This is a genomic window from Arcobacter defluvii (assembly GCF_013201725.1).
In the GTDB taxonomy this organism is placed as follows: domain Bacteria; phylum Campylobacterota; class Campylobacteria; order Campylobacterales; family Arcobacteraceae; genus Aliarcobacter; species Aliarcobacter defluvii.
Window position 1 is genome coordinate 357,693 of sequence record NZ_CP053835.1, and the last position, 19,656, is coordinate 377,348.

The 19,656-nt window shown below is 26.3% G+C and carries 20 protein-coding genes; 13 read left to right on the plus strand and 7 right to left on the minus strand.

Features of this window, described 5'->3' with window-relative positions:
• Positions 1–5 precede the first annotated feature (5 nt).
• From ADFLV_RS01895 to nhaA, 4 genes are read left to right on the plus strand one after another with little or no spacing between them, the layout of a single operon-like run.
• Positions 6–1,136: a succinyldiaminopimelate transaminase gene (locus tag ADFLV_RS01895; protein ID WP_014473082.1), complete on the plus strand. Its 1,131-nt coding sequence runs from the start codon at positions 6–8 to the stop codon at positions 1,134–1,136.
• A complete protein-coding gene (locus ADFLV_RS01900; RefSeq protein ID WP_129010338.1) occupies positions 1,129–1,710 on the plus strand; it encodes a hypothetical protein in 582 nt (193 codons plus the stop codon). Before ADFLV_RS01895 ends, ADFLV_RS01900 begins: the two co-directional genes overlap by 8 nt.
• Complete coding sequence (gene murC / locus ADFLV_RS01905) at positions 1,711–3,018, plus strand: UDP-N-acetylmuramate--L-alanine ligase (protein ID WP_129010339.1); 1,308 nt, start codon at positions 1,711–1,713, stop codon at positions 3,016–3,018.
• Between the two features lie 54 nt (positions 3,019–3,072).
• Positions 3,073–4,254, plus strand: a complete 1,182-nt coding sequence (nhaA, locus tag ADFLV_RS01910) for a Na+/H+ antiporter NhaA (RefSeq protein ID WP_129010340.1) — start codon at positions 3,073–3,075, stop codon at positions 4,252–4,254.
• 27 nt (positions 4,255–4,281) lie between these two features.
• Here nhaA and ADFLV_RS01915 read toward each other — a convergent pair whose 3' ends face one another.
• The 3 genes from ADFLV_RS01915 to ilvC all read right to left on the minus strand — a co-directional run bounded on the left by ADFLV_RS01915 (position 4,282) and on the right by ilvC (position 7,349).
• Positions 4,282–5,055, minus strand: coding sequence for a DNA-processing protein DprA (locus ADFLV_RS01915; protein WP_129010341.1), 774 nt, complete (start codon positions 5,053–5,055; stop codon positions 4,282–4,284).
• 42 nt (positions 5,056–5,097) lie between these two features.
• Positions 5,098–6,153, minus strand: a complete 1,056-nt coding sequence (locus ADFLV_RS01920) for a divergent polysaccharide deacetylase family protein (RefSeq protein WP_172658746.1) — start codon at positions 6,151–6,153, stop codon at positions 5,098–5,100.
• Between the two features lie 173 nt (positions 6,154–6,326).
• A complete protein-coding gene (gene ilvC, locus ADFLV_RS01925; protein ID WP_014473088.1) occupies positions 6,327–7,349 on the minus strand; it encodes a ketol-acid reductoisomerase in 1,023 nt (340 codons plus the stop codon).
• Between the two features lie 134 nt (positions 7,350–7,483).
• Between ilvC and ADFLV_RS01930 the strand changes: the two genes are divergently transcribed.
• Positions 7,484–9,334, plus strand: coding sequence for an RNB domain-containing ribonuclease (locus tag ADFLV_RS01930; protein WP_129010343.1), 1,851 nt, complete (start codon positions 7,484–7,486; stop codon positions 9,332–9,334).
• Here ADFLV_RS01930 and fliW read toward each other — a convergent pair.
• Positions 9,324–9,698, minus strand: a complete 375-nt coding sequence (gene fliW / locus ADFLV_RS01935) for a flagellar assembly protein FliW (protein ID WP_014473090.1) — start codon at positions 9,696–9,698, stop codon at positions 9,324–9,326. The two genes, ADFLV_RS01930 and fliW, sit on opposite strands and share 11 nt — an antisense overlap.
• Before the next feature lie 66 nt (positions 9,699–9,764).
• Here fliW and holA point away from each other — a divergent pair, with 66 nt between their 5' ends.
• From holA to rpsR, 4 genes are all read left to right on the plus strand, one after another.
• Complete coding sequence (holA, locus tag ADFLV_RS01940; RefSeq protein WP_129010344.1) at positions 9,765–10,745, plus strand: DNA polymerase III subunit delta; 981 nt, start codon at positions 9,765–9,767, stop codon at positions 10,743–10,745.
• An 81-nt stretch (positions 10,746–10,826) separates the two neighbouring features.
• Positions 10,827–11,183 (plus strand): 30S ribosomal protein S6, encoded by a 357-nt coding sequence (gene rpsF / locus ADFLV_RS01945; RefSeq protein ID WP_014473092.1) that lies wholly within the window; start codon positions 10,827–10,829, stop codon positions 11,181–11,183.
• Positions 11,184–11,202: 19 nt separating this feature from the next.
• Positions 11,203–11,706: a single-stranded DNA-binding protein gene (locus tag ADFLV_RS01950; RefSeq protein ID WP_014473093.1), complete on the plus strand. Its 504-nt coding sequence runs from the start codon at positions 11,203–11,205 to the stop codon at positions 11,704–11,706.
• Between the two features lie 14 nt (positions 11,707–11,720).
• On the plus strand, positions 11,721–11,987 hold the full coding sequence (gene rpsR, locus ADFLV_RS01955) for a 30S ribosomal protein S18 (protein WP_014473094.1): 267 nt from the start codon (positions 11,721–11,723) through the stop codon (positions 11,985–11,987).
• Positions 11,988–12,062: 75 nt separating this feature from the next.
• Here rpsR and cysS read toward each other — a convergent pair whose 3' ends face one another.
• Positions 12,063–13,466: a cysteine--tRNA ligase gene (gene cysS, locus ADFLV_RS01960; protein ID WP_129010345.1), complete on the minus strand. Its 1,404-nt coding sequence runs from the start codon at positions 13,464–13,466 to the stop codon at positions 12,063–12,065.
• A gap of 4 nt (positions 13,467–13,470) precedes the next feature.
• Complete coding sequence (gene nusA / locus ADFLV_RS01965; RefSeq protein ID WP_014473096.1) at positions 13,471–14,649, minus strand: transcription termination factor NusA; 1,179 nt, start codon at positions 14,647–14,649, stop codon at positions 13,471–13,473.
• Positions 14,650–14,800: 151 nt separating this feature from the next.
• On the opposite strand from nusA, the gene ADFLV_RS01970 reads away from it, so the two are divergent.
• The 4 genes from ADFLV_RS01970 to ADFLV_RS01985 are packed head-to-tail and all read left to right on the plus strand — an operon-like array spanning position 14,801 to position 18,575.
• Positions 14,801–15,043, plus strand: a complete 243-nt coding sequence (locus ADFLV_RS01970) for an HP0268 family nuclease (protein ID WP_014473097.1) — start codon at positions 14,801–14,803, stop codon at positions 15,041–15,043.
• A 24-nt stretch (positions 15,044–15,067) separates the two neighbouring features.
• Positions 15,068–16,378, plus strand: a complete 1,311-nt coding sequence (gene miaB, locus ADFLV_RS01975; RefSeq protein ID WP_129010346.1) for a tRNA (N6-isopentenyl adenosine(37)-C2)-methylthiotransferase MiaB — start codon at positions 15,068–15,070, stop codon at positions 16,376–16,378.
• On the plus strand, positions 16,378–16,989 hold the full coding sequence (locus ADFLV_RS01980) for a lysophospholipid acyltransferase family protein (protein ID WP_014473099.1): 612 nt from the start codon (positions 16,378–16,380) through the stop codon (positions 16,987–16,989). The genes miaB and ADFLV_RS01980 overlap by 1 nt, the downstream gene beginning before the upstream one ends.
• A gap of 20 nt (positions 16,990–17,009) precedes the next feature.
• Entirely contained in the window at positions 17,010–18,575 is a 1,566-nt protein-coding gene (locus ADFLV_RS01985; protein ID WP_129010347.1) for a hypothetical protein, read from the plus strand.
• 13 nt (positions 18,576–18,588) lie between these two features.
• Here ADFLV_RS01985 and mqnE read toward each other — a convergent pair whose 3' ends face one another.
• Complete coding sequence (gene mqnE, locus ADFLV_RS01990) at positions 18,589–19,650, minus strand: aminofutalosine synthase MqnE (protein ID WP_014473101.1); 1,062 nt, start codon at positions 19,648–19,650, stop codon at positions 18,589–18,591.
• Positions 19,651–19,656: the final 6 nt, after the last annotated feature.

Genomic DNA, 19,656 nt, shown 5'->3' on the forward strand with positions numbered 1-19,656 from the left:
AATTTATGAATTTTGAAAAATATCCATTTGAAAAATTGAATGAGTTATTAAAAGATGTGGTTCCAAATGATAAATTTGAACTATCAGCTTTGACAATAGGTGAACCAAAATTTGAAACACCACAATTCATCCAAGATAAATTAAAAGAAACAACACCTCTTTTGAGAAAATATCCCTCAACAGTAGGTGAAGTATTTTTAAGAGAATCTATGATTAATTTTGTAAAAAATAGATTCAATGTATCTTTAGAAATAAATCAAATTGTTCCAACTTTTGGAACAAGAGAAGTTTTATTTAACTTCCCTCAATTTGCTTTATTTGATAAAAAAAATCCAGTAATTGCTTTTACAAATCCTTTTTATCAAATCTATGAAGGTGCAGCAATTGCTAGTCGTGCCGAGGTTATTCATATAAATTTAACAAAAGAGAATAATTTTAAAGCAATGCTTAGTGATGAAGAGTTAAAAAAATGTGATTTAGTAGTTCTAAATTTCCCAAATAATCCAACATCAGCTTCAATGGATATTGATGAGTTAGGAATTTGGGTTAAAAAAGCATTAGAATTTGATTTTATACTTATAAATGATGAATGTTATAGTGAAATATATTTTGAAGAAGAGACAAAACCAGCTTCACTTTTAGAAGCTAGTATAAAAGTTGGAAATACTGAATTTAAAAATGTATTAGTAATGAACTCAATTTCAAAAAGAAGTAGTGCACCAGGACTTAGAAGTGGATTTATAGCAGGTGATGCAACTATTTTAAAAGATTATTTACAATATAGAACTTATGTTGGTTGTGCTTCTCCTGTTCCACTTCAAGAAGCAGCGGCTGTTGCTTGGAATGATCAGAATCATGTGGCTGAATTTAGAAAAATCTATAAAAAGAATTTTGAAATTGCAAAAGAGATTTTAGGAACAGATATCCCAAAAGCAACTTTTTATATTTGGTTAGAAGTAAAAGATGAACTTGAATTTACAAAAAATTTATATAAAGAAAAAAATATCAAAGTACTACCTGGAAGTTTTTTAGGAAGAAATGGTTTAGGTAAAGGTTATGTAAGAATAGCACTTGTTGAAAATGAAGAAAAAACAAGAGAAACTTTAAAAAGATTAAAGGATTTTATAGATGGATAAAGAAGCTTTATTTCAAGCAAGAACAAATCCAGATTTTTTAAAATATTTAGAAGAGACAAGAGTTAATTCTATGAAAGCTGAAGATATAGGATTGATGTATGAAACTTTAGATTCTATGTTAGTTTTAGGACTTGATGAAGAAGATATAAACAAACTTTATGAACAGATTTTAAAAACATCTTTTTCAAATGTTGAAAAGATTTTACAAAATCATGAAAAACTAAAACTTGAAGCTGATAATCTTTTATATGTTCGAGCTTTATATGAACATGCTATTGAAAAATGGTCAAATGGAAATTTTAAAGGTGCAAAAGAATTGATTTTTGTAATTGCAAATATCATTGAAGATGAGGTTTTAGAAAAAGCTTTAAATGTATTGATTGTTTTTTTAGCTTCAAATATAGAACTTGATGATTTTTATGATACAAGAGTTGATTTAGAAGCTGATATTGATGATGAAAAATATGGATATTTTATTATAAAATTTAAGTTTGATAATCAAGAATTTTTAAATGAGAATAGAAATGTTTTAGAAAAAGAGTATGAAAATTTAAAATATTTATTAGGAAATTAATTGAAAGTACATTTTATAGGAATCGGTGGGATAGGGCTTTCTGCCTTAGCTAGATTTTTAAATTTTGATGGTCATGAAGTATCTGGTTCAGATATGAAAAGCTCACCAATTACAAGAGCTTTAGAAGAAGAGGGAATAAAAGTATTTTGTCCCCAAGATGCAACTAATATAAAAGATGATGTAGATTTAGTTATCTATTCAGCAGCTGTTACAGATGAGAATCCTGAATTAATTGAGGCAAGACTTAAACAAATAAGAACTCTTTCACGTAAAGAAGCATTACCTATTATTTTAGGTGATAAGAAAAATTATTGTGTTGCCGGAGCTCATGGAAAATCAACAACAACAGCAATGTTAGCTTCAATTTTAAATAGTACAGCTCTAATTGGTGCAATTTCAAAAGATTTTGGTTCAAATTTTAGATATGTAAATGATTTAGTCGCTTTTGAAGCAGATGAATCTGATGCCTCTTTTTTACTTTCAAGCCCTTATTGTGCAATAGTTACAAATGCAGAACCTGAACATATGGAATATTATCACTATGATTATGATAAGTTTTATGAGTCTTATGAAAAATTTTTAAGTCTTGCAAAAAAAAGAGTTGTAAATGGTGAAGATAAAGATGTTCAAAAACTAAAAATAGAAGATGCAACTTACCTTTATCCATCAAAAGATATTAAAAATCTTTGTTATACACTAAAAGATAATCAACCTTGCACTAAATTTGATTTAAAAGATTTAGGAACTTTTGAAGTTTGGGGATTTGGTTTCCATATGGCTACAAATGCCTCTTTAGCAATACTTGCAGCTTTAAATGAGCTAGATGTTGAAACAATTAGAAAAAATCTTTTAAACTATAAAGGGATTAAAAAAAGATTTGATATTGTTCAATCAAATGAAAAATTTGTGGTAATTGATGATTATGCACATCATCCAACTGAGATTGAAGCAACTATGAAATCAATAGAGTTATATGATAATCTTACAAATTTAAATAAAAGAATAGTTCTTTGGCAACCACATAAATACTCTAGAACAAGTGATAATCTTGAAGGTTTTAAAAAATGTTTTAGAAGATGTGATGAACTTGTAATTCTTCCTTTATGGACAATTCCTGGTGAGAAAAAAATAGATATAGATTTTGAAAAAGAGTTCGCCTCTTATAATCCAATTTTTGCAGATAAAATAATAGCAACTAATGGAAAAATTGAACTAATAAAAGATGAAAAAATTATCAAAAGTTATGATGAGGGAATCTTCCTTGGTGTCGGAGCTGGAGATATAACTTACCAATTAAGATATAAATAAATTTAACAATAACTAAAGATTTCTTTACTAAAATATACTCATAAAGGAAAATTTATGAAAACATTAGTAGGGAAATTTTTAGAGAATGAATCATCTTCTGGAATAATCTTAATATTTGTTACAATAATAGCTTTAATTTTTAGTAATAGCTTTTTATCCCCTTTTTATACAGAATTTTTACATACAAAAATTGAATTAAAAGTTGGAACAATTCTTGAAATATCTAAACCTTTAATACTTTGGGTAAACGATGGACTAATGGCGATTTTCTTTTTAATGATAGGTTTAGAAATAAAAAGAGAATTAATTTTAGGACATTTATCAAGTTTTTCAAATATAACTTTACCTTTAATTGGTGCACTAGGAGGAATGATAGCTCCTGCATTAATCTTTTTTATTTTAAATATAAATGATAATTTTGCACTTCGTGGTTGGGCAATACCAACAGCAACTGATATAGCTTTTGCTTTAGGAATTTTATCACTTCTTGGAAAAAGAGTTCCAACTTCACTTAAAATCTTTTTAATGGCATTAGCAATATTTGATGATTTAGGTGCAATATTAATAATTGCATTTTTTTATACTGCAGAATTATCTTTAAGTTCTTTAATTCTAGCAACAATATGTATATTAATACTTTTTATATTTAATCGCTTGAAAATATCATATCTAAGTCTTTATATGTTAGTTGGATTTATTTTATGGATTTGTGTTCTAAAAACAGGAGTTCATGCAACTTTAACAGGAATAATTTTAGCTTTTACAATACCTCTTAGTTTAATTAATGAAAAAAGAAAACATATTTCTCCTGTGAGGACTTTAGAACATTATATTCATAGTTGGGTTGCTTTTTTTATTTTACCTCTATTTGCATTTGTAAATGCTGGAATAGATTTAAGAAATATTTCCTTAGCGCAGATTGATAATAATGTATTTTTAGGGATATTTTTTGGGCTATTTATTGGTAAACAAATAGGAGTATTTTTATTTGTTTTTATATCTGTAAAATTAAAATTTACAAAATTACCAACTGGTGTGAATTGGATTCAGTTTTATGGAGTTACAATTCTAACAGGAGTTGGATTTACAATGAGTTTATTTATAAATTCATTAGCATATGAAGATTCAAATATATTTTTTTATACAGATAAATTAGCAATTTTACTAGCTTCATTAATATCAGCAGTAATTGGATATTTTATTTTATTAAAAGTTTCTAACAAAAAAAGTATTTAAGTGAAAGTTTAATTAGAAAAGAATATATCAGTTTAAATAAACTCTTCCATTTTTTATACTGATTTTTCCCTCTAATTCATATTCAAATATTTTGCTTGAGAATTTTTCTATTGTACTTTCATAAGTGGGATTATTTCTACAAAAAAGTAAAACTTCATCTTCTATAATTTTTGTTTTCTTAAAAGTGATTTTTTCAATAAATTCATCAATATCATATATTACTTTTATTAGATTCTTTTTTACAAGTTCTTGGGTTCCTAGACTTTCATTTAATCTATGAGGTAATGTATAAATTTCTTTTTTCATCTTTAATGCAAACTCAACAGAACTTAAACTACCAGAGTTTTTATCAGCTTCTGTCACAATCAAAATATCTCCAAGTGCTACTACAAGCTCATTTCTCAATATAAAAGTATAATTTTTAGCTTTTTCTTTCTCTTTATAAGTTGAAAGGATTAATCCATTATTTTCAATATCTTGAATTAGATTTTTATTTATACTTGGATATCTTATATCTAAGCCATTTGCAACAACAGCAATTGTATTATTCGATTTTGCACCTTGGTGTGCGATAGCATCAACTCCCATTGCAGCACCACTTACAATACAAATATTGTTTGAAGATAGTTTAGATGATAATTTATATGTAAATTCTTTTGTATAAGAAGAAGGTCTACGGGTTCCTATTATCGCAATTTTTTTTCTTTTTAAAAGATCCAAGTTCCCTATATAAAAGATTTCATTGGGATATTTTTTCATTGAAGATAACTCTTCAATTTTAAAGTTTATTTGTTTAATCATATAAATCCAGTTATAATAAATAAAATTATTATAACTGATTTTTTACAAATAAGGAAGTTTATTTACAAGTATTGGTTCAACATCTTTAAGTAGATGTTTTGAATCTTTTAAAACTTTTAGTGTTATATCGTGAGGATGACCAATTGCTATGGCATAACCTTGTTTTTTAGCTATTTCAATTGCTTTTTTTAATTGATTTTGAATAGCAGTAAAATTTCTATCATTATCGATGAAAGTATTTCTTACAATATATGCCATTTCATACTTTTTTGCATATTTTTTTGCCACAGATTTTGCACTAGTTCTACTATCAACAAAAATAAAATTATATTTTTTTAAAGCACGAAATAATTTATCCATTGCTTCTTCATTTTCAGTAAAAACAGAACCTGTGTGATTATTTGTATATATAGCATTTGGGTACCAAGCTCTTAATTGTTTTACTCTATTTTCAATAACTTCATAAGAATCTGTTATTTTTAAAGTATTTATTTCTTCCCCTTTAAATGCACTTGATGCTTGCATAGGAAAATGTATCATATAAAATTTTAGATTTTGTGCAATTTTTGCAGATTCTTTATGAGATGGAGTCGGAGGTAAAAAAGCCATAGTTATAGGATAACCTATATTTTGTATTTTTTCTTTTTGTGTATTTGTACTAACATCATCAATAATAATTACTAATTTGGGTTTATCACTTTTATTAAAGATATAAGTATCTTTTTTTGTGATTATAGCTTTATCATCAACTTTACTTGTTTGTTTTTCATTTTCCTTTTTTGTTTCTTTTATTTTTTCTTCTTTTTGTTTCTCTTTTCTCTTATCTTCTTTTAATTCTTCAATTCTTTTTACAATTTTTTCATTTATTTGTTGTTCATCTTCAAGAGTTTTTTCTAAAAAATCTTTTTCTAAGGCTTGTGTATACTCTTCAAATTTATCATAGGAGTCATCTTTTGGGATAACTTCATCAAAATATTGTTCAGGTTTTTTTGTTTCAAATAGTTTTAATTCATCAAAAGTTTTATTTTTTTTTGTTTCATTTTTTGTTTCTAAAATATTATCAGTTTTTTCTAAAGTATTATCTTTTTTATTAGACATTAAAAAATAGCTGCTAATTGAAGCTAATGAAGTAAATAAGAATATGAAAATAAAGATTTTAACTAATCTTTTTTGAGAAATTTTATTTGTACGCTTGCTTTTTGATTTTGTCTTTTTTGGGTTCATTAATGATAGTTTCAATTAAGGAAGAAAAATCTTCCCTAATGTAATTTTTAGTTAGTTTCTTGGTTAACGATTTTTTTAGATGCAATCCAAGGCATCATTTGTCTTAATTTAACACCAGTTTGCTCTAATAATGAAGCTTTAGTATAAGCTCTTTCAGCATTCATTCTTGGATATCCTGATTGACCTTCTAAGATGAAATCTTTTGCAAATACACCATTTTGGATCTCTTTTAAGATTTGTTTCATAGCTGCTCTTGACTCATCATTGATAACTCTTGGACCAGATACATAATCTCCATACTCAGCAGTATTAGAAATAGAATATCTCATATCTGCAATTCCACCTTCATACATTAAGTCAACGATTAATTTTAATTCGTGTAAACACTCAAAGTATGCCATTTCTGGTTCATATCCAGCTTCAACTAAAGTTTCGAAACCAGCTTGCACTAAAGCTGTTGCTCCACCACAAAGTACTGCTTGCTCACCAAATAAGTCAGTTTCAGTTTCATCTTTAAAAGTAGTTTCAATAATTCCTGTTCTTCCTCCACCAATTGCAGATGCATAAGCTAATGCAACATCTTTAGTGTTTCCAGATGGATCAGAATAAACAGCAATTAAGTCAGGAATCCCTCCACCTTTTGTGAATTCTGATCTAACAGTATGACCTGGAGCTTTTGGAGCAACCATCATAACGTTAGTGTTTGCATCAGGCATAATTCTTTTATAGTGAATGTTAAATCCATGACCAAATGCTAAATAAGCACCAGCTTTTAAATTTGGTTTGATTTCTTTTGCATAAATATCAGCTTGATTTTCATCAGGTAATAAAATCATTACAACATCAGCTTCTTTAGTTGCTTCTGCTACAGTTTTTACAGCAAAACCTTTAGCTTCTGCTTTTTTCCAAGATGAACCATCTTTTCTTAATCCAACGATAACTTCTACACCTGAATCTCTTAAGTTTTCAGCGTGAGCGTGCCCTTGAGAACCAAATCCAATCATTGCAACTTTTTTAGATTTAATTAATTCGATATTACAATCTTTATCATAGTAAACGTTTAATGCCATTACTCTTTCCTCTAATTAAAAAATTTTTTGCAGATTATACAAAAAACTATCTAAATATTAGATAACTTGAAAATTAAAGGCAAGTGTAGAGATAGTTTAGATACTATTATGTGATTATTTAAAAAGGATTTATTTTGCTAAGAGAACTATTTATAAAAATTCAAACAGAATGTAAAAATTATTCGAATGATGAATTAAATGAAATAGAAAAATTTTTAAAAGATGAAATCATAATAAAAAATCAAAATGGCAATTTTGAGTTAAATTCTAAATATAAAATTGCAATTGTAAATATCGGAAAAAATTTTGTAATTTTAGAAGATTTAGTAAGTGAATTAAAAAATATAAAAATTGAATTAGAAGATTTAAATGGCGCTTATAATGGTGATTTGGTATTAGCAAAAAGAGTTTTTAACCCAAGAAGTAAAACTAAAGCAAAAATTGTAAAAATACTTGAAAGTAAAAAAGCTGAACTTTTAGTTTATGTAAAAGATAAAGCTTTTTATACATTAAAAGAAAATATTAGACTTGATAATAAAAATGCTTTAAAATATAAAGAATTAGATGTTTTAATTGTTGATAATAAATCATTTGATTTGATTAAAAATGTTGGAAATTTAAATGATTCAAAAATAGATGAATTTATCTCTTTATATTTATATGAAGAACTTTATAGATTAGAAAAACATTTAGATGTAAAAGCTTTAATGGATGATAAAAAACAAAGAGTTGATTTAAGAGATTTAGCATTTTGTACGATTGACCCAAATAGTGCAAAAGACCACGATGATGCAATTTATTTTGATAAAAATGAAAATATTTTATATGTAGCGATTGCAGATGTTTCATATTTTGTAAAAGAGGGTAGTGAACTTGATATTTTAGCATTTAAAAAATCTACTTCTATTTATCTTCCTACAAAAGTTTTACCAATGCTTCCTCCAATTTTGAGTGAAGAGATGTGTTCATTAAAAGAAGGAGTTGATAGATACTCTTATGTTTTTAAAATGTATTTAGATTTAGAAAATTTTAGTGTGAAAAAAGCTGAGCTTTTTGAAGCAGTTATAAATTCCCACAAAAATTTCTCTTATGGAAGAATTGATAGGGTTATTGAAGGACATCTTGACCAATATTCAAAAGTTGAAAAAGAGATATTTGACTATTTAATTCCTTTATATGAAATTAGTAAAAAATTTAGAAAAAGAAGATTATTAAAAGGTTATGATTTTAGAACAACTGAAAATAGATTAAAGTTAAGAAATGATGAACTTGAATCTATTGATGTTGAAACATCAACAGCATCTCATCAGTTAGTTGAAGAGTGTATGTTAATGGCAAATATAGAAGCAAGTAAAAAAGTAAATACAGTTGGAATATATAGGATTCATGAAGAACCACCTTTTAAAGCAATTTCAAAACTTGTAGATGATGTAAATATTTTGGGAGTTAATGTAAAACTTCAAAGTGATGTTCATGAAACAATAACACACATTCAAGAAAAAGCAAAAAATTCAATGATGAGTGCAGAAATTGATGAACTAATTATCCAAGCTCAAACACAAGCTAAATATAGTTCAAAAAATCTAGGACATTTTGGTTTAGGATTCTCTTTTTATTCTCATTTTACATCACCAATTAGAAGATATTCAGATTTAGTCTTACATAGAATTTTAAAGACAAAACAAACTCCAAAAAATATAGATGATATTTGTGAACATATCTCTTTAAATGAAAGAAAAGTTGATCAACTTGTTTGGGATTTTGAAGATAGAAAATATGCAAGATGGGCAGCTTCTCATTTAGGTGAAGAACTAAAAGTAAAAGTTGTTGATACAGAAAAAGCAAAAGCTGTTTGTTATGAAAAAATTATTGGAATGAAAGTAATTTTAGAAAATTATAGAGGACAGAAATTATTTTCAAAAATGAGAGTGAAAATAAAATCTGCCGATATTGCTACAAAAGTTATAGTTGTAACTATAATGTAGCACACTTATCAATAGAAGCTAAATATGGTTCTACTTTTTCAGTAGTTACATATTGACCAATAAGTTTCTCTTTTTCATTTATAAATATAGGAGAAACAAGATTTATAATTGAGTGTTCTATAGGATTCTGAGAAACAACAGCAAAATAAGTTGAAAAATCTTCTTTAGATTTAATTTTTAATTTTTCTAAAACATTTGAATCAATTTGAAAATCAAATGAAACTTTTGTCAAAACATTGATATTTACAACTGTTATTTTTGTATTTTCATCAAAAACTAAAAAAGAGAAAAATTCATCAATTTTTTCAATTGATAAACTGTCGAAACTTTCAAAACCTAATATTGGAAGTACAATCTTATACATGGCTTAACCCCTTTTAATATGAATAAATAAATTGTATTAAAAGTAAACTTAGGTTATTATTTTATTATGTATAAAAACGAATTTGATAACTATTTAAAACAAAATAAAAAATTTAAAGCTTATATGTTTTATGGACAATCTATCTTTTTAATTGAACAGTATTCTTTAGTAATTGCTCAAATGTTTGGTGAAAGTGATGAAATTGAAAAACTATATTTTGATGATTATAATTTTAAATATGCAAAAGATAAATTATTACAATCATCACTTTTTTCTTCAAACAATATTTTATTAATAAAAGTTGAAAAAAAAATACCTAAAAAAGAAGTTGATGCACTAATTGAAGCTTGTAATGTAAATCCTGATAGTACACTTATATTTGCATGTATGGGTGATGGAGATTTTAAAACAATGGAAAATAGTTTTTCTTTAAAAACAAATTCTGTTGCTGTTAGATTTTTTCAGCCAACAGATTTGGAAGCAACAAAATTTTTAGAATATGAAGCAAAAATGCTTCAAATGCAATATGAAGTGAGTGCTTTAAATCATCTTTATTTTATGCATAAAAATGATTTAGCATTATGTGTTAATGATTTAAAAAAGTTAGCTATCTTAAACCAATTAATAACAATAAATGTTGTTGATAATAATTGCTTTGGAATAGGTACAGTTAATTTTGAAGATTTTTTATATGATTTAATAAATGGTAAAGATATTAGTGATGATTTAACTTTGATTTTAGAAGAGGGAATGAATGAGATATTTTTATTAAATCAAGTTACTTCTTTTGTTCAACAATTATTTATGATTAGCTCATATGCGAGAACAATGGGACAACCAAACCCAAAAGAAATTTTAGGATTTGTTCCACCAAAAAATATTTGGGAAAAAAAATCAAAATTAGCAATAAATATAAAACCTGAAACTTTTCAAAATATTTTAGAATATTTATTAGATATAGAACTTGATTTTAAATCTTCAAAAATTGATAATCAAAGTTTATATCTTCAGTCTGCTCTAAGAAAGTTTACAGTTTTATTTAGATAAAATCACAAACTTTACAAAAAAGAAATCCTTGCTGATATTAGGAAATGTAAAGAATACCGGCACAATCTATAAGGAGAATTAATGTCAAAAATCAAACATTATGAAACAATGTTTATCTTAAAACCTACATTAACTGAAGAAGAAACTGTAGCACAAATTGATGGACTTAAAGCAATCATCGAAAAAAATGGTGGAGAAATTGCAGCTGTTGAAAACGTAGGAATTAGAGAATTAGCTTACGAAATCGAAAAATGTAAAAGAGGTTACTACTATGTAGTTTACTTCAGAGGTAACCCAGCTGGAATTGCTGAAATCGAAAGAAATTATAGAATCAACGAAAATGTTATCAGATTTATTTTCATTAAATATGAAAGCAAAAAAGAAGTTGTTTCTTGGACAAAAATGAGTGATGAGGCTGCTAAAAAAGCTGCTAAATAAATATAATTAGGAACCTTACATGTATAATAAAGTAATAATGGTAGGAAATTTAACAAGAGATATTGAATTAAGATATTTGCCTTCAGGTTCTGCTATTGCAAAATCTGCAATTGCAACATCTTATAAATACAAATCTTCAACTGGAGAACAAAAAGATGAAGTTTGTTTTTTAGATTTTAATATCTTTGGAAGATCTGCAGAAGTTGCTAACCAATACTTAAAAAAAGGTTCTAAAGTATTATTAGAAGGAAGACTTGTTTTTGAACAATGGACAGCTCAAGATGGATCAACAAGAAGTAGACACTCTTTAAGAGTTGATACTATGAAAATGTTAGATACAAAAGGTGATTCAGGAAATACTGAAAACCAAGGTTATAATCCTCAGGGATACACTCAACCAGCACCAATTCAATATGACGAGCCAACTTCTCATGACAGTTATGGTGGTATGAATCAATCAAAACCAAAGATTGAACAAAGAATACCTGAAATTGATATAGACGAAGACGAAATACCGTTTTAGAAAAGGAAAATCAAATGGCTGAAAGAAGAAAATACGGAAAAAAATATTGTAAATATACTGAAATGAAAGTTGATTTCATCGATTATAAAAATACAGATTTATTAAAATTATCTATGAGTGAAAGAGGTAAAATTATGCCTAGAAGACTTACAGGTAACTCTAAAAATGCACAAGAAATGGTAGAAAAAGCAATCAAAAGAGCTAGACATATGGCATTAGTTCCTTATATTGTTGATACTAAAAATATCACTGATTCTGCATATGCAAGATCATTCTACTAAGAATTATTTTTAGTAAATAAAAAGGGAAGAAGTTGAACTTCTTCCCTTTTTTTATTTTTTTAATAAAAATAAAATTTATAGTTTTTCCCAAACTGTTCCATTAGCAGTATCCATAAGTGAAATATCAAGTTTTGATAATTCATCTCTAATTTTATCTGCAGTTTGAAAATCTTTACTGATTTTTGCTTCATTTCTTTTATTAATTAAATCTTCAATTTTTTCTTTTGTCGATTTATCAATTCCAAATTGGAAATAAGAATAAGCGTCATTTCCTCCAACTCCAAGAATTTCTTCAATAAATAAAATATTTGAAATTAACTCTTTTTTTAGATTTTTATCTTTTGGATTTGCATCTAATTTATCATTTGAAGTATTAATCATCTCATCAATAATTGATAAAGCAATTGAAGTATTCATATCATCATTTAAAGCATTTAAAATAGCTTCTTTAAATGTTTTATTAACCATTGAACCTTCTAATCCATAAACTCTTTTTTTAAGTCTGTAAAGTTTATCAAGTCTTTTTTTTGATGAGATTAAATCTTCTTCATTGAAATTAAAATTTGCTCTATAATGTGTTGACATAAGATAGAATCTTACAACTTCTCCACTATAAGATTTTAAAACATCTTTTAAAAAAAATGAGTTTCCCAATGATTTACTCATTTTTTCTCCATTTATATTTACAAAACCGTTATGCATCCAATATTTTGCTAATTGTTGATTTGATGAACATCTTGTTTGCGCAGCTTCATTTTCATGATGTGGAAAAAGTAAATCTGCACCTCCACCATGGATGTCAATTTGATAAGGAGTATTTTTATAAGCTAAATGTTTTTCAATCATCGCAGAACATTCTATATGCCACCCTGGTCTTCCTTTTCCAAAAGGAGCATCAAAACTTACGTCATTTGCTTTTTCAAATTTCCATAAAGCAAAATCAGCACTATTTCTTTTTTCTTTATTTTCTTCAACTCTTGCAATTGAATTTTCATCATTAGTTTTATGTGAAAGTGTTCCATAAAGTGAATCTTTTGAAGTATCAAAATATACACTATCAGATGTTTTATATGCAATGTCTTTTGAAATAAGGTTTGAAATCATATCTTTCATAACATCAAGATTTTCAGTAGCTTTAGGTTCTATAGAATTATCTAAGATATTTAAAGCCTTCATATCAGCTTTATAAGCTGTTATATATTGTTTTGTAATATCTTCAAGTGTTCTATTTGAATCATACATTTTTTTTATGATTTTATCATCAATATCAGTGAAGTTTTTAGTCATAATTACTTCATAGCCATTTATTTTTAAAACTCTATGCAGTAAATCAAAAGATATTGCACTTCTTGCATGACCTAAATGAGAATCATCATAAACAGTTGGTCCACAAATATAAATTTTTGCTACATTTGGAAAAATAGAGTTAAACTCTAATTTTTCCTTTTTAACTGAATCATAGATAAATATTTTATTCATTTTTTTACTTAAATAGAGCTTCTAAAGATGCAGTATCAGTTGTTTTTTCTTCATTAGATGAAGTTGCTTCATTATTTGATGAATTTGAATTTATTGAAGCAATTTCAACTAATTCAATATCATATTTTGTAAGCATTGAAGCAAGTCTAATATTTAAACCAGCTTTTCCTATTGCTTTTGATTTTTGATCACTTGGAATTGTAACAATAGCTTTTCCTTTTTCTCCATTGATTGGAGCTTTTTCAATTTTAACGCTATTTACCATTGCAGGAGATAATGCTCTTGAAATGAACATTTCAGGGATTGTTGAATATTCAACACAATCAATATTTTCTCCATGAAGTTGCTTTGAAACAGAACTAATTCTTACACCTTTTACTCCAACTACTGCACCTATTGGGTCAATTTGTGGTTCGATTGTAGAAAGTGCTATTTTAGATCTAGTTCCTGGAATTCTTGCACTTGCTTCAATGATAACTTTTTTATCTTTTAATTCCGGAACTTCTAAAGTTAAAAGATTTTCTAAAAATTTAGGAGAAGTTCTTGAAATATCAATTAATAATCCATTTGTTTTATCAATATTAACACCTTTTACAACGGCTTTTAATACATCACCAACTTTAAAAGTTTCACCTTTAATTCTACTTTTTCGTTGTAGGATACCTTTTACTTCACCTATTTCAATAAATGTATTATCTGATTTATCAACTCTTGTAACAGTTCCTGAAACTGTTTTTCCTATTTTTTCTTTATATTTATTAACAATATTTTCTTCAATAAATCTTTGAAGTCTAAATTCAAAATTACTATGTAAAATAGTGGCTGCATTTCTTCCCATATTTTCAAATTCTAAATCATAATTCATAAAATCACCGATTTCTAAATCTGGGTCGATTTCTTTTGCTTCTTCTAAAGTGATGAAATTTTCATAGTTTACAGGTAAACCTTGTTTATTAATTGCATTTGCAAGTAATCTTTCATCATCTTCATCCACAACTTCAATTTTTTGAAATAATTCAAGTCTCTTGTTTGCTCTATCAATATTTGCATCAAAAACTAAAGTAGCATCTACCATTTTTTGTGCAGTTTTAATTAAAGCTTCTTTTAGTGCATTTTCAACATCATCAATTTTGAGACCTTTCTCATATGCGATTGAATCTAAAATATCTATTATTTTATCCATTAAATAACCTCTTGTTTGTTGACATTGAAATGATTAGGATGATTTTCAATGTAGTATAGATGTATAGTATATCTAAAATAGCCTTTTATAGAAATTAAAGTAATTTTGAGCTAAAATGTACAATTAATAAACAAAGAAAAAGGCTTAATAAATGGAATTATTATTTGCAAGAAATGAGTTAAATGAAAAACCAAAAAAAGTGCAATTAGATAAAATAAAAGAAGAGTTGAACAAAGATGGACAAAAAATATTTTATTTTGATAGAGATAACTCACATAAAGATATGATGGCATTAGTAGATGCTTTAGAAGCTGATGGAAATAACGTGTATTTTAGAGAAGTAAAATATGGTTTAGCGGATGATGAATATATGTATGAGGTTCATGCACTTTAATCTATTAATAGTGTTATAAAAATTATGAGTTCAAACAAAAAATTATTTATACAAACTCTAGGGTGTCAAATGAATGACACTGATAGTCAACATATTCAAGCTGAACTAGAGAAACACAAAGGTTATATACCAACACAAAATATTGAAGATGCTGATTTAATTATTATAAATACTTGTTCAGTTAGAGAAAAACCTGTTCAAAAACTTTTTTCAGAAATAGGTCAATTTAATAAAAAGAAAAAAGATGGTGCAAAAATTGGTGTTTGTGGATGTACAGCATCACATTTAGGGCATGATATTATAAAAAGAGCACCTTATGTAGATTTTGTTGTTGGGGCAAGAAATATATCAAAAATAAAAGATGTAGTTGATGTAAAAGGTGCAGTTGAAGTAGCAATTGACAATGATGAATCAACTTATGAATTTTCAACAGCTAAAACAAATAAATACAGAGCAAGTGTAAATATTTCTATTGGTTGTGATAAAAAATGTACTTATTGCATTGTTCCTAGTACTCGTGGTGAAGAAATTTCTATTCCACCTGAAATGATTGTTGAGCAGGTGCGAAAATCAGTTGAACTAGGTGCAGTTGAAGTTATGCTTCTTGGACAAAATGTTAACTCTTATGGTAGAAGATTTAGTGATAAAAGAGAAAAATATACATTTACAAAACTTTTACAAGATATTTCTAAAGTTGAGGGATTAAAAAGAATTAGATTTACTTCTCCTCATCCTTTGCATATGGATGATGATTTTATTGAAGAATTTGCAAGAAATGAGAAAATTTCAAAGTGTATTCATATGCCTTTACAAAGCGGTTCAACTGAAGTTTTAAAAGCTATGAAAAGAGGATATACAAAAGAGTGGTTTTTAAATAGAGCAGCAAAAATGAGAGAATTAATTCCTAATTTAAGAATTACAACAGATATAATTGTTGCATTTCCAGGAGAAAGACAAGAAGATTTTGAAGATACATTAGATGTTGTAAATCAAGTTAAATTTGATCAAATTTTTAACTTTAAATATTCTCCAAGACCCGGAACAGAAGCATTAAATTTGGCTGATAAAGAGATTCCAGATGAAATTGGAAGCGCAAGATTAATTGAATTAATTGAACTTCATAAAAGACATCTTGAAGACACAATGCCTACTTATGTTGGAAAAACTTTAAATGTATTGGTTGAGAGTTTAAAACCAAATGGTGAAGTTTGTGGATTTACAGATAGTTATTTACAAGTGTTTACAAAAGGTAGTGATGAATTACTAGGTAAATTTGTAGATGTAAAAATTGTTGAAGCAACAAGAACATCTTTAAAGGGTGAAATAATAAGCTAATGTTAAAATATTTTAAATTAAATATACTTCCTTATTTGTTGTATTATTTAGTTAAAATGATATATGCAACAAATAAAAAAGTTTATCATCATCCAAAAGATGATGGAAAACCAATTATTATATGTATGTGGCATGGAGATTTGATATCTCAAATATACAACTATTTTGGATTTAGAAAAAATGGAATTGTAAAAGCAATGATAAGTCACAATAAAGATGGAGAAATCATAACAAAATTAGCTTCAAATTTTAAAATTGGAGCAGTTCGTGGATCTTCATCAAAAGGTGCAGCAAAAGTTTTAATAAGTGCAATAAAAGAGTTAAAATTAGGAAATGATTTGGCTATTACACCTGATGGTCCAAGAGGTCCACGATACTCAATTGCAGATGGAGTAATAGCTTTAGCTCAAAAGAGTGAATCTAAAATTGTATGTTTTAATACTATACCAACAAAATATTGGCAATTTAACTCATGGGATAAATTTGTTTTACCAAAACCTTTTGGTAGAATAGATTTTTATATCAGTGAACCATTTGATATTAAAAATATGGAATTTGAGCAAGCAAGGGAATTTATCAAAGAAAAAATGTTGATACACTCAATGCCTTGAAATTAAGTAAGTAGGGATAAATGTTTACTAAAGAATCTTTATATATCAATGCAATTAAATATGATACTCAATTAAAGCTTGATTTCAAAAAACTCAATAATGAAGAGATAATCGATGCGAATAATTCAGTTTTTCTAGTAGATGATGAAATTTTACCTTTAGATATTGCGCAAAAAATAAATACTTCACAAGAAGAGATAGATTTTACATATATCTCAACTCTTCTAATAAGTGATACTACTAAACTTGTTCCTAAGTCATTATCATCAAAATTAAAAGATTGTGAGATTGGAAAGTTTAATGATGAATTTGATATTGCTGTATTAAAAACAACTCTTTTTGAAACAAAGAATTATTTTGTTAAAACAGGGATAGATTATATTTATTCAGCTTTTCATATAATGAGTTTACATATAGAAAAAAATGTTTGTAGAAATGAACTCTTACTTCTTTTATATAATAATAAAGCATTTATTTTAATACTTAATCAATCTGGAATTATTGTATATCATGAAACAGTAGATTTACCAACATTTGAATCAGTTAAAAAAACTCATTTTTATGAAGATGATTTAGAGGGGCAAAAACTTTTTGATGAAATTTATTATTTAGAATTAAATGAAATTATACATAATACTTTGAATGATTTTTATAGTAAAAAGAATGGGGTTTTTGTAGAAAAAATTACAATTCTTTATGTATTGAAACAATTAAGCTCTGAAGAGATAGAACAACTTTCTCAAGAACTAATGCTAAAAGTTGACTATCATCCAATAAATATTGATGAAGAAGTTTTTGAATTGTCAAGAGATAAACATTTAAAAAAAAGTTTTATAAAGCCTAGAAAGAAGAAAAAGAAAAGAGATTTTAAATATCTTTATTTGATTTTATTATTAGCTGTTTTATCTTTAGGGTTATATAAAATATATACGATGATAGATTTTGAAAAACTTTTCAAGAAAGAAAGAATTGAAAAAGTTAAGATAGAAGAAAAATTAACAACATTACCTAATCATATTAATTTAAATGATAAAATTGAACAAAGAATAAGAGTTATTTTTAATACAATACCAGTAGGTGTTATGATTAAAGAAATGAAAATCGTTCCAAATAATTTAGAATTAAAAGTATTTTCTTTAAAAGAAGAAAATTTAGTATTATTAAAACCTGCTTTAGACAAATTGTATAAAAATACTCAGTTTGAACTTGTTGATCCAGAGAAAAAAATAGATTTTGATACAACAATTATAGCAAAAGATGAAAATGAATTAAATATTAGTTATAAAAATTTCGATAAAGCATATATAACAGATGAAACAATGTCTGTTGAAAGAGTTACTGAACAATTAAAGATTTTAATGCCTGAAAATGCAATAATAAAATATATATCGACAATAAATCAAGGAATAAATAAATTTGATTATACAATTAATATTTTAGTAAAAGAACCAAAAGAATTTTTTGATTTAATATCAACTCTAAATAGTGAGTTATATTCTATAAATATTTCATATCCAATAAGTATGATAAAAATGGAAGCGGGAATAGAAATAGAGTTTAATTTAGAATTTAATCAATTAAAATAACTAAAAACTTGTTTTACCAAGTTTTTAGTTCGTTATAAACAGAATCTCTTTCAACTGGAATAAATCCAGAATTTTTTATCAAATCAACAAATTCCATTTGAGCAATACCATTTGCACTTCCAGCACCTGCAGCACTTTGGATAGATTCTTTTTCAATTGTTCCATCAACATCATTTGCACCAAATTCTTGAGCAATTAATGCTAATTTTACAGTTGAAGTTGCCCAATAAGCTTTTATATTTGGAATATTATCAAGTAAAATTCTTGCAATTGCGTAAGTTTTTAATATCTCTTGCCCAGTTAATGCTTCTTTTACTTTTAAATAATTGTTTTCAGTTTGATAAACTAAAGGAATAAATGCATTAAATCCACCAGTTTCATCTTGTAATTTTCTCAATCTTAACATATGATCAATTCTATGATTCCTATCTTCGACGTGACCGAAAAGCATAGTTGCATTACTTTTTCTTCCTTTTTGATGCCAAAGTTTATGAATTTCTAACCATTGGACAGAACTAACTTTCCCTCCACAGATTCTTTTTCTAACAGTTTCATCAAAAATCTCTGCTCCACCACCTGGCATTGAATCAATTCCATGTGCAATCATCATATTTATAATTTCTTCGTATGATAGATTATATTCTGTACTTAAAAAATGAATTTCTGCAGCTGTTAAAGCTTTTACATGAATTGATGGGAAATTCTCTTTAATCTTTTTAAATACATCCATATACCATTGTAATCCAGTATGTGGATTATGAGCTGAAACAATATGAACTTCTTTAATATTGTTTTTCGAAGAGTTTTTTACAATTTCTAATATCTCTTCATGGCTCATTGTATATTGGTGAGGATTTTTTCTACTTGCGCTATAGGCACAAAACTGACAAACATCTTTACAAATATTTGTTGGATTTATATGTCTATTTATATTAAAATATGTCTTTTTAGCATGTCTTTCAGTTCTAATTTTATTTGCAAATGAAGCTAATGTAAACAAATCTAAATCATATAATTTAATTGCATCTTCATATTCTAATCTTTCATTTTTTTCTAATTTTTCAATAATACTCATTTTTCC

Coding starts and splice junctions, on each gene's coding strand:
- ADFLV_RS01970 (WP_014473097.1), top strand. CDS start 14,801: ATGGAATTATTATTTGCAAGAAATGAGTTAAATGAAAAACCAAAAAAA.
- ilvC (WP_014473088.1), bottom strand. CDS start 7,349: ATGGCATTAAACGTTTACTATGATAAAGATTGTAATATCGAATTAATT.
- fliW (WP_014473090.1), bottom strand. CDS start 9,698: ATGTATAAGATTGTACTTCCAATATTAGGTTTTGAAAGTTTCGACAGT.
- cysS (WP_129010345.1), bottom strand. CDS start 13,466: ATGAATAAAATATTTATCTATGATTCAGTTAAAAAGGAAAAATTAGAG.
- ADFLV_RS01920 (WP_172658746.1), bottom strand. CDS start 6,153: ATGTCTAATAAAAAAGATAATACTTTAGAAAAAACTGATAATATTTTA.
- ADFLV_RS01980 (WP_014473099.1), top strand. CDS start 16,378: ATGTTAAAATATTTTAAATTAAATATACTTCCTTATTTGTTGTATTAT.
- nhaA (WP_129010340.1), top strand. CDS start 3,073: ATGAAAACATTAGTAGGGAAATTTTTAGAGAATGAATCATCTTCTGGA.
- rpsR (WP_014473094.1), top strand. CDS start 11,721: ATGGCTGAAAGAAGAAAATACGGAAAAAAATATTGTAAATATACTGAA.
- miaB (WP_129010346.1), top strand. CDS start 15,068: ATGAGTTCAAACAAAAAATTATTTATACAAACTCTAGGGTGTCAAATG.
- ADFLV_RS01950 (WP_014473093.1), top strand. CDS start 11,203: ATGTATAATAAAGTAATAATGGTAGGAAATTTAACAAGAGATATTGAA.
- holA (WP_129010344.1), top strand. CDS start 9,765: ATGTATAAAAACGAATTTGATAACTATTTAAAACAAAATAAAAAATTT.
- rpsF (WP_014473092.1), top strand. CDS start 10,827: ATGTCAAAAATCAAACATTATGAAACAATGTTTATCTTAAAACCTACA.
- ADFLV_RS01985 (WP_129010347.1), top strand. CDS start 17,010: ATGTTTACTAAAGAATCTTTATATATCAATGCAATTAAATATGATACT.
- ADFLV_RS01895 (WP_014473082.1), top strand. CDS start 6: ATGAATTTTGAAAAATATCCATTTGAAAAATTGAATGAGTTATTAAAA.
- ADFLV_RS01915 (WP_129010341.1), bottom strand. CDS start 5,055: ATGATTAAACAAATAAACTTTAAAATTGAAGAGTTATCTTCAATGAAA.
- ADFLV_RS01900 (WP_129010338.1), top strand. CDS start 1,129: ATGGATAAAGAAGCTTTATTTCAAGCAAGAACAAATCCAGATTTTTTA.
- nusA (WP_014473096.1), bottom strand. CDS start 14,649: ATGGATAAAATAATAGATATTTTAGATTCAATCGCATATGAGAAAGGT.
- mqnE (WP_014473101.1), bottom strand. CDS start 19,650: ATGAGTATTATTGAAAAATTAGAAAAAAATGAAAGATTAGAATATGAA.